The sequence below is a fragment of the Alloyangia mangrovi genome (genome assembly GCF_002300555.2).
Taxonomy (GTDB): Bacteria; Pseudomonadota; Alphaproteobacteria; order Rhodobacterales; family Rhodobacteraceae; genus Salipiger; species Salipiger mangrovi.
Genome location: NZ_NTHN02000001.1, coordinates 249,548 through 257,050 on the forward strand (window position 1 = coordinate 249,548; position 7,503 = coordinate 257,050).

Consider the following 7,503-nt stretch of genomic DNA (forward strand, 5'->3'; position numbering starts at 1 on the left):
ATGCGGTGCACCTGGGTGCGGAAGGGCGACCTCAGGCGCTTGGCTGTAGCCCGCATAGGGGCGCAACTCGTTCATGCGCTGGGGACGAAAACGCCTCCCAGGCTCGGCGATTATCGCCTCGACTCCTTGATCGGGCTGCTGGGGAAGAATGTCGCGACGGCGCCCGAGAACGCCTCGCCTGCGGCAATCCTCACCAGTTCCTCGTCGTCAAGGCCATGCTCCGCCTAGCGGCAGCAGGACATGCAGGGTGCTGTCGAGGAGATCAAACTAAGTCATGTTGACAAATGGCGGATCCAAAGCCTGATCGACGTGATGTCGATGAAGCTCTCCGCAGTCTTGTGGTAACGGGTGGCGACACGACGGGTGTCTTGCACCTTGTTGAAGCACCGATCTAACAGGTGGCGCAGCCTGTCGAGTGAACGGTCCACGCCGATGCGCTTTTTGCGGGATTTGCGCATCGGAATGACCGTTAGGACATCTCGTTTGTTCAAGGCTTCTCAAATGCTGTCAGTATCGCAACCCCTGTCGGCGAGCAGCACGCTGGGCGTTGGTAGGTTGCCGGCCATCACCAGATCGAAGCCGAGGTAGTCGGAGGTCTGGCCGGGCGTGATCTCTGACCTCATGGGCGGCCCTGCGGCATTGACGAGGAGGTGGATCTCGGTCGTGAAGCCACCACGAGAATGGCCAAGACCCTGTCGTCGAGTCCCTCTTTAGCGCCCGCTGCCTGATGATGGGCGCGGACCACGGTGCTGTCGATCATCTGGAGCGCATGAGGCACCGCGCTGCTTTCGTTTAGTGCATCCATGATCTGCTCCCAGAGTCCCGCCAGCGTCCAGCGCCGGAATTGGCGCTAGACGCTCGACCACTTGCAGAACTCTGTCGGCAGCTCGCCCAGGGCGTACCGGTCCGAGCGATCCAGAAAATCCCATCAAGAACAAGACGGTGGTTGGCTGGTTTGCGCCCGTTCGGCGCTCGGACCACCAGGATAAACCGCTCAAAGAATGTCCATTCCTCGTCCGATATCAGATCTCGCGCCAAACCGGTCGCCATCGCAGATACCAGCTTGGATCATGCCCGGCAGCGACTGTGAATCCCTTTTGTCAACACAGCCTGATCGAAGCACCGAGGTGTCCCCCATTTCCCGGACAGGTTTGCGGCGCTGCCAAGCTTGCCTTTTGAACATGCTGCCGCCTGTAGGTCAGCGCCCTGATGGGACTCGACTGGTGTTCTGCCTGCAAGTGCCGAATGCGGGCGCTCGGTGTGGTACAACTCAATCACAGAACACCCACGGGACCGAGGAGCGCGAGGTGCTCTACCCTCCGCACACCTGGGCGGGGCCAGTTGTTCACCTTCACGATGTGATCGCGAAGGCAGGCTGGGCTGCATTTCGCTGTAGCCTGAGCGGTATCTCGTCGGACCGACGGCTGGAGGTTCCCGTCTGGATGTTCGATCGGGCGGCCTGCCAATCCTCGTAAGTCGGGGTGGCGCATCGCAAATTCCAGATTCGAGCGCAACATCGAGCTCCCAACAGGCGACCCCGGGAGATGCCCATGCCACGCCGAACAGAACCACAACAACTCAAGTTGTTCACGCGCCCCAGCGACGCCGATCTGGTCCCGGCGCAGCACTGGCAGACGTTGCCGGAGGAGGCACGGGGAACGCTGCCCGAACTGATAACCCGCCTGATCCTCGACCAAGCCGCCGGCGCTCAGGCGCCTCGCCGGACGGAGGCACGACATAAAGCATAAGAAGATCAGTTCGCACCACGTGGAGCGCAAGGCGATCCTCTACGGGCGACAGTCTGAACCGCCCCGGGTTTGCCGGAGGCTGATTGTCGTTAGTTACGCGGCCATGTCTTCAGTTTCCAGAGCTGCGTAGAAGTTGGCTTCTGCCTCGGCTGGCGGGATATTCCCCATGGGCTCGAGCAGGCGGCGGTTGTTGAACCAGTCGACCCATTCGAGGGTGGCATATTCGACGGCCTCGAAGCTGCGCCATGGGCCGCGACGATGAATGACTTCTGCCTTGTAGAGGCCGTTGATCGTTTCGGCCAAGGCATTGTCATAGCTGTCGCCAACACTGCCGACCGATGGTTCGATGCCGGCTTCGCCCAGCCTTTCGGTGTAGCGAATGGACAGATATTGCGAGCCGCGATCGCTATGATGGACCAGCCCCATGGCCTTTGTCGGCCTTCGGTCATGGACTGCCTGCTCAAGGGCATCCAAGACGAACCCCGTCTGGGCGGACGTGCTCACCCGCCAGCCGACGATCTTGCGCGCATAGGCGTCGATGACGAAAGCGACATATACAAATCCCTTCCAGGTGGCGACATAGGTGAAGTCGCTGACCCAGAGCATGTTGGGCGCCGGGACGCGGAACTCGCGGTTCACCTTGTCCAGAGGACAGGGGGCCTTCTTGTCAGGGATCGTTGTCCGATGCGGTTTGCCGCGGAGCGAGGTATTGTCCGCCATTGGTCCGAGGACAATGGCGAGCGCCCTGGATGTCCATGTCCCGCATGAGCCGTGCCACCGTGCAACGTGCGACAACGAAGCCTTCCCGGAAAAGCTGCCGCCAGACCTTGCGGACGCCGTAGACCTTGTAGTTCTCCTCCCAGACGCGTTCGATCTCGGGCCGCAGGGCGGCATCACGACGGGCACGGTCCGACAACCGGGCCGGATTGGCCCGCTTCGCAAGATGATCATAGTAGGTGGAGGGGGCGATCGGCAGCACCCTGCAGATCGGCTCGATCCCATGCGCATCACGATGCGCCTCAATGAAATCCACCATCACTTCGACCGGCGGTCGAGCTCCGCCATCGCAAAATACGCCGACGCCTTCCGAAGTATCTCGTTGGCCTGACGCAGTTCGCGGTTCTCCCGCTCCAGCGCCTTCATTCTCTCGGCCATCTCGCTGGGAACGCCTGAACGCTTGCCGCTGTCGATCTCAGCCTTTTTTGACCCAGTCGTTCAGCGTGTTCGCCGAGCAGCCGATCTTCGCTGCGATCGACGTGATCGCCTGCCAGCGAGATCCGTGCTGCCCCTCGTTGTCGAGAACCATCCGCACGGCGCGCTCACGCACTTCGGGGGAAAACTTGTTCGTGGTCTTGCTCATGATGCTCCATCCTACTCAAGAGTTGGAGCCTCCGGCAAACCCGGGGCGGTTCAGACCCCCGATCATACTTTTTTTTGAGCAGCCGGTTCTCAAGGGTGGCTTCTGCCAAGGCCTCCTTCAACGCGCTGGCCTCAGCCCGCAGGACCTTCCCTTCCGGGCTGCTCGCCTGGCGCGCCGTGTCACCAGCAAGCCGCTTCTTGCCGGCCTCGAGAAACTCTTTGGACCAACTGTAGTACAAGCTCGTCGCAATCCCCTCCCGCCGACAAAGCTCGGCTATGCTCTCCTCGCCGCGAAGCCCCTCAAGCACGAGGCGGATCTTTTCCTCCGCCGAATGCTGTTTGCGGGTGCGTCGGCGGATGTCCTTCACAACCTTCTCGGCGGAAGGCTTCGGTGTTCTGGGTTTCTGTCTCATCTCCACTCCTTGGTGGTTACGATCAGCCAGAAACCCTCCTTTCCGAAATCAATTCAGATGTCCCATAGGCGCTGACGCCGGACAGATCGGTGTGCGTTGCATCCTTGACGATGAACAGTTCCTTGGGCTCGGCCGCATTGGAATAGGCGGTTTCACTGAAGTAGAGCGAGTGTGCTGCCGAGCCGTGGACGAGCAGCACCGGGCGCGGCGCGATCTCGTCGATGTAGGTGAGCAGCGGCATGTTCATGAACGACAGCGGCGTAGTCAGCGTCCAGGAGCCATTGGAGTTGACCGAACGCGCGTGGAAGCCGCGGTTTTCGTCGGTGTAGTAGGCCGCATATTCCTTCGCGAACTGCGGCGCGTCCTCCGGCAGGTTCTGCAGCGCGGTCGGACCGTAAGCGGCGGTGCCGGCCTCGGCGTCGGCCCAACGCTGCGCATTGAGTGCCTTTCGGCCATCGATGCGCTGCTGCTTCGTGGTGCTGTCGAAGTAGCCCTGCGACATCATGCGGCTGATGTCGTACATGGTGGTGGCGGCAACCGCCTTGATGCGCGGATCGGCTGCGGCCACGTTCAGGCCCATGCCGCCGAAGCCGCAGATCCCGAGGATGCCGATGCGCTCGCGGTCGACGCCTGCCAGCATGCCAAGGAAATCGACGGCGGCGCTGAAATCTTCGGTGTTGATCTCGGGCGAGGCCAGATCGCGGGGCTGGCCACCGCTTTCCCCAGTGTAGGAGGCGTCGAAGGCCAGGGTGACGAAGCCGCGCTCGGCCAGGGTCTGGGCGTGCAGGCCGGAGGATTGCTCCTTCACGGCGCCGAAGGGGCCGCTGACTGCGATGGCCGCGAAGGGGCCTTCGGCCTTGGGCGTGTAGAGATCGCCCGCCAGGGTGATGCCGTAGCGGTTCGTGAAGGTGACCTTCTGGTGGTCGACCTTGTAGCTTTTCGGGAAGGTCTTGTCCCAGTCCTGAGTGAGTTCCATCGTCTGTCCTTTCGAAGTCGGAGCGCTGACAGGCGCGTCGGCGTTGAAGCTCAGGTAGTCCAGCGGGACCGGACACAGATAGACCATTCCGGCGGCATCCTTGCCTGATCCTCCGAAGGTTGGGTGAATTTGTAAAACAGCGAGGTTTGAGCACGGACTTGGCGCCCGGTGTCATGAGACCCGCATGCCGTGAGCCGACAGCTTTGCACTGGGTAGGGGTGCCCGAGAGAACCCTGTCACAAAAGCGAAGGCCGACCATGCATTAGCATTTAACCCGGACCACTCAATGGGGTCAGCTCATGTCCGCTCGTGTGTTCGCCACCGCGTTCATGACGCCATGCGCTGACTCGGCCCTTATTGTTACTGGCAGTATGGGCTCCGCGATGGTGCGCAGGAATCGCCCTGATGGTGTCTGGTCAGCAGTTCGGGCACCAGCGACGGCCAAAGCTGCTCGAGGAACGGATGTCGCGGCCAAAGCGCCTTTGGCACTGAGAAGAGGCGAGTGCGGCGGCCATCTCAGCATGTGAGACGCCGAGATGTCTGACCGCGGCGACCCAGACCGCGTCCTGCAATGCGCTGTCAAACAAGGAAAGCCTAAGACGCGACGGGCCGGGGAGGAGACCTACGGACGCGCGGGCTTTGCGCCGGGCGTTCTCATCGTCTCACGCTTTGGGACTTGGTGGCACTTACCTGTCCACAGCTAGTGCATCGGTGCTACTCCACATCTATCTAAAACTCACCTGCTGTGAGCCGACGGCCTCTCCGCTCTTCTGCGCGGAGCCCTGTATCCAGAGCGTGGGCCCGGTCGCAACGGGGGTTCTCCCTCACGCAAGAATCGCCGTGCTTTGGGTCTTGGCGGGCGTGCGCTTGTCGATGACTTTTGCGTGAGCAGCCTTTCACGCTGCTTGCTGCAACCGCTGACGAAAGCGAAAACCGATCCATCGATCAATCCCACGGACCACGCATGTTGCGATATGTCTTTCTCTGGGCGGCCCTGTCGCTCATGTTCCTGTCGGCGCTCACGCCGCTGCAGGCGCAGACCTCGTCCGGCTGTGCGAGCACGGCTGCGGCCACGGCTGAGGATGTCTGTCTCGCGCCGGGGTTTGTCGCGTCTTCACGTGTTCCGGCCAAGAAAACCTGTCACGCCTGCACCTTCGTGGACCATCCGGCACTTCCTGCCAGCCCCGACGCGACGATGGCGGTTGGCGATACACCGGACGCCATCCACGCGACGGGCCGGGTGATCAGTCCGGATCGCAGGCCGCCGCGCGCCTGATCTCCATTCGCTTTCACGGCATCTTTCGGTGCCCGATATTCTGCGACGCCCGAGGGCGATCGCACCCAATGGAGATATGACATGATGACTTCCAACACCGATCGTCCGGCACTGCTGCTGCCGTTCCTGGCCCCGATATACCGCGTGCTTGCTCCGCTCACCGAACTCTGGCTGCGCGTGATCAGCGGCGTCGCACTGATGGTTCATGGCTGGCCCAAGATCCAGAACCCCACCGGTGCCGCCGACATGGTGTCGGGCCTCGGCTTCGCACCCGGCTGGTTCTGGTCGATCCTGCTCTCGGTGACCGAGTTCACCGGTGGTTTGCTTCTGGCTCTTGGCCTTCTGACCCGCCTCGCCGCAGGCGGCACCACCGTCATCCTGCTGGTGACGGTCTACTTCCACTGGATCGTGCTCGAGCAGGGCTACAAGGGCGCCGAGCTGTCGCTGATCTGGTCGGCGGTGACGCTGACCTTCCTGGCAAAGGGCGGTGGACGCTTCTCGGTCGACCGGCTGGTCGGGCGCGAGCTGTGATGCGGCGGCGCAGTGTGCTGAAGGGGGCGGGCGCTGCGGCGCTCGTCTCCACCCTGCCTCGGGTCGGGGCGGCCGCCAACAGCCTGCCGTTCGAAGCGCCGGTCCACGTGGGGTCTGTCGGGCTGCGGACCCGCGACGCCGAGGCGCTGTCGGCCTGGTACCGCGATGCCGTGGGCCTGCAGGAGATCAGCCGCGAGGACGCGACGATCTGGCTCGGGGCGGGGGAGCAACGGCTGCTCGCGCTCACAGAGCAAAGTGGCCTTTCGCTGGCCGGGCGACGCGAGGCGGGTCTCTTCCACACCGCCTTCCTGCTGCCGTCGCGGCGTGATCTCGCGCAGTGGATCGCCATGGCGATCGACCGGCAGTTGCCGGTCTCCGGCACCGCCGACCACCGGGTGAGTGAGGCGATCTACCTCACCGATCCCGAGGGAAATGGCCTCGAGATCTACGCCGACCGCCCGCAGGACACATGGGAATGGGTTGGCGGCGAGGTGCAGATGGGCACTTATGCCCTCGACGTCGAGGGCATCATGTCCACCCTCGGCCTGCTGCCGCCGCTCTGGCAGGGCGCGCCGCCGGGTACGCGGGTGGGCCACGTGCATCTGAAGGTGGGCGATGCCACTCGGGCGGGGCGCTGGTGGCGCGAGACGCTGGGTTTCGATGCGGTGAGCACCCGCGACGATGCGGTGTTCCTGTCGACCGGGGGCTACCACCACCACGTGGCGGTCAATGAATGGCTGAGCGCGGGTGCGGGGTGGCGGTCCGACCGCGAGACCGGTCTCGACGTCGTCGAGCTGCGCCGCAGCGGTCCTGCGCCGTCGGCGGTCTTCCAAGACGACTGGGGCACCACCATCCGGCTTGTCTGACCAGTTCCGGTGCCGCTGATCTTCGGCGGCACCGATCCATGTGCCGCAAGTGCTCACTTCGTGGAAGTCATCTTCGGGTCCCGCCGCTGGCTGGTGACAAGGAGGTCGGCAAAGGCACTGACCTTTGGCAGCCGGAAGCGCGTCGGCGGGTAAACAATGTAGACACCGCCGTCCTTCGGGCGCCAGTCGGGAAGCAGTCGCACCAGCCGCCCGTCTGCCAGCGCCGGGGCGACAAGAAACTCCGGGAGGACCGAGCAGCCCAGCCCGGCGAGCACGCCGGTCAGCACTGCCGGGGTGGTGGTCATGGTGACCACCGGATCGAAGCGCACCCGCA

8 protein-coding genes, 2 pseudogenes and 1 other annotated feature are annotated in these 7,503 nt (G+C 63.3%); of the genes and pseudogenes, 3 read left to right on the top strand and 7 right to left on the bottom strand.

Going from position 1 to position 7,503, the window contains the following annotated elements:
* Positions 1–272 precede the first annotated feature (272 nt).
* The 6 genes and pseudogenes from CLG85_RS27625 to CLG85_RS01240 all read right to left on the bottom strand — a co-directional run bounded on the left by CLG85_RS27625 (position 273) and on the right by CLG85_RS01240 (position 4,583).
* Positions 273–491, bottom strand: a complete 219-nt coding sequence (locus CLG85_RS27625) for a hypothetical protein (RefSeq protein ID WP_141244425.1) — start codon at positions 489–491, stop codon at positions 273–275.
* Positions 492–497: 6 nt separating this feature from the next.
* A complete protein-coding gene (locus CLG85_RS27630; RefSeq protein WP_375796886.1) occupies positions 498–623 on the bottom strand; it encodes a hypothetical protein in 126 nt (41 codons plus the stop codon).
* A gap of 169 nt (positions 624–792) precedes the next feature.
* Positions 793–1,050, bottom strand: coding sequence for a transposase (locus tag CLG85_RS27635; RefSeq protein ID WP_095880708.1), 258 nt, complete (start codon positions 1,048–1,050; stop codon positions 793–795).
* A 791-nt stretch (positions 1,051–1,841) separates the two neighbouring features.
* Positions 1,842–3,108: pseudogene (locus CLG85_RS01230) on the bottom strand (IS3 family transposase).
* Positions 2,710–2,826: a sequence feature (AL1L pseudoknot), on the bottom strand. It overlaps the preceding pseudogene by 117 nt.
* Before the next feature lie 55 nt (positions 3,109–3,163).
* A pseudogene (locus CLG85_RS01235) lies at positions 3,164–3,520 on the bottom strand (transposase); the annotation flags it as partial.
* 22 nt (positions 3,521–3,542) lie between these two features.
* Positions 3,543–4,583: an alpha/beta hydrolase gene (locus CLG85_RS01240; protein ID WP_217989682.1), complete on the bottom strand. Its 1,041-nt coding sequence runs from the start codon at positions 4,581–4,583 to the stop codon at positions 3,543–3,545.
* A gap of 877 nt (positions 4,584–5,460) precedes the next feature.
* Here CLG85_RS01240 and CLG85_RS01245 point away from each other — a divergent pair.
* The 3 genes from CLG85_RS01245 (at position 5,461) to CLG85_RS01255 (ending at position 7,169) form a co-directional block, all read left to right on the top strand.
* A complete protein-coding gene (locus CLG85_RS01245) occupies positions 5,461–5,772 on the top strand; it encodes a hypothetical protein (protein WP_095880706.1) in 312 nt (103 codons plus the stop codon).
* An 81-nt stretch (positions 5,773–5,853) separates the two neighbouring features.
* The gene (locus CLG85_RS01250) at positions 5,854–6,303 is read left to right on the top strand and encodes a DoxX family protein (RefSeq protein ID WP_095880705.1); all 450 of its coding nucleotides are present in this window, start codon (positions 5,854–5,856) and stop codon (positions 6,301–6,303) included.
* The gene (locus tag CLG85_RS01255) at positions 6,303–7,169 is read left to right on the top strand and encodes a VOC family protein (RefSeq protein WP_095880704.1); all 867 of its coding nucleotides are present in this window, start codon (positions 6,303–6,305) and stop codon (positions 7,167–7,169) included. The genes CLG85_RS01250 and CLG85_RS01255 overlap by 1 nt, the downstream gene beginning before the upstream one ends.
* 53 nt (positions 7,170–7,222) lie before the next feature.
* Here CLG85_RS01255 and CLG85_RS01260 read toward each other — a convergent pair.
* A partial coding sequence (locus CLG85_RS01260) for a LysR substrate-binding domain-containing protein (RefSeq protein ID WP_260348288.1) occupies positions 7,223–7,503 on the bottom strand: 281 nt, incomplete at its 5' end.

Bases quoted from the DNA above. Each gene is read 5' to 3' on its own strand.
- CLG85_RS27630 (WP_375796886.1), bottom strand. From the start codon at position 623: ATGAGGTCAGAGATCACGCCCGGCCAGACCTCCGACTACCTCGGCTTC.
- CLG85_RS27635 (WP_095880708.1), bottom strand. From the start codon at position 1,050: ATGGCGACCGGTTTGGCGCGAGATCTGATATCGGACGAGGAATGGACA.
- CLG85_RS01240 (WP_217989682.1), bottom strand. From the start codon at position 4,583: ATGGTCTATCTGTGTCCGGTCCCGCTGGACTACCTGAGCTTCAACGCC.
- CLG85_RS01245 (WP_095880706.1), top strand. From the start codon at position 5,461: ATGTTGCGATATGTCTTTCTCTGGGCGGCCCTGTCGCTCATGTTCCTG.
- CLG85_RS01250 (WP_095880705.1), top strand. From the start codon at position 5,854: ATGATGACTTCCAACACCGATCGTCCGGCACTGCTGCTGCCGTTCCTG.
- CLG85_RS01255 (WP_095880704.1), top strand. From the start codon at position 6,303: ATGCGGCGGCGCAGTGTGCTGAAGGGGGCGGGCGCTGCGGCGCTCGTC.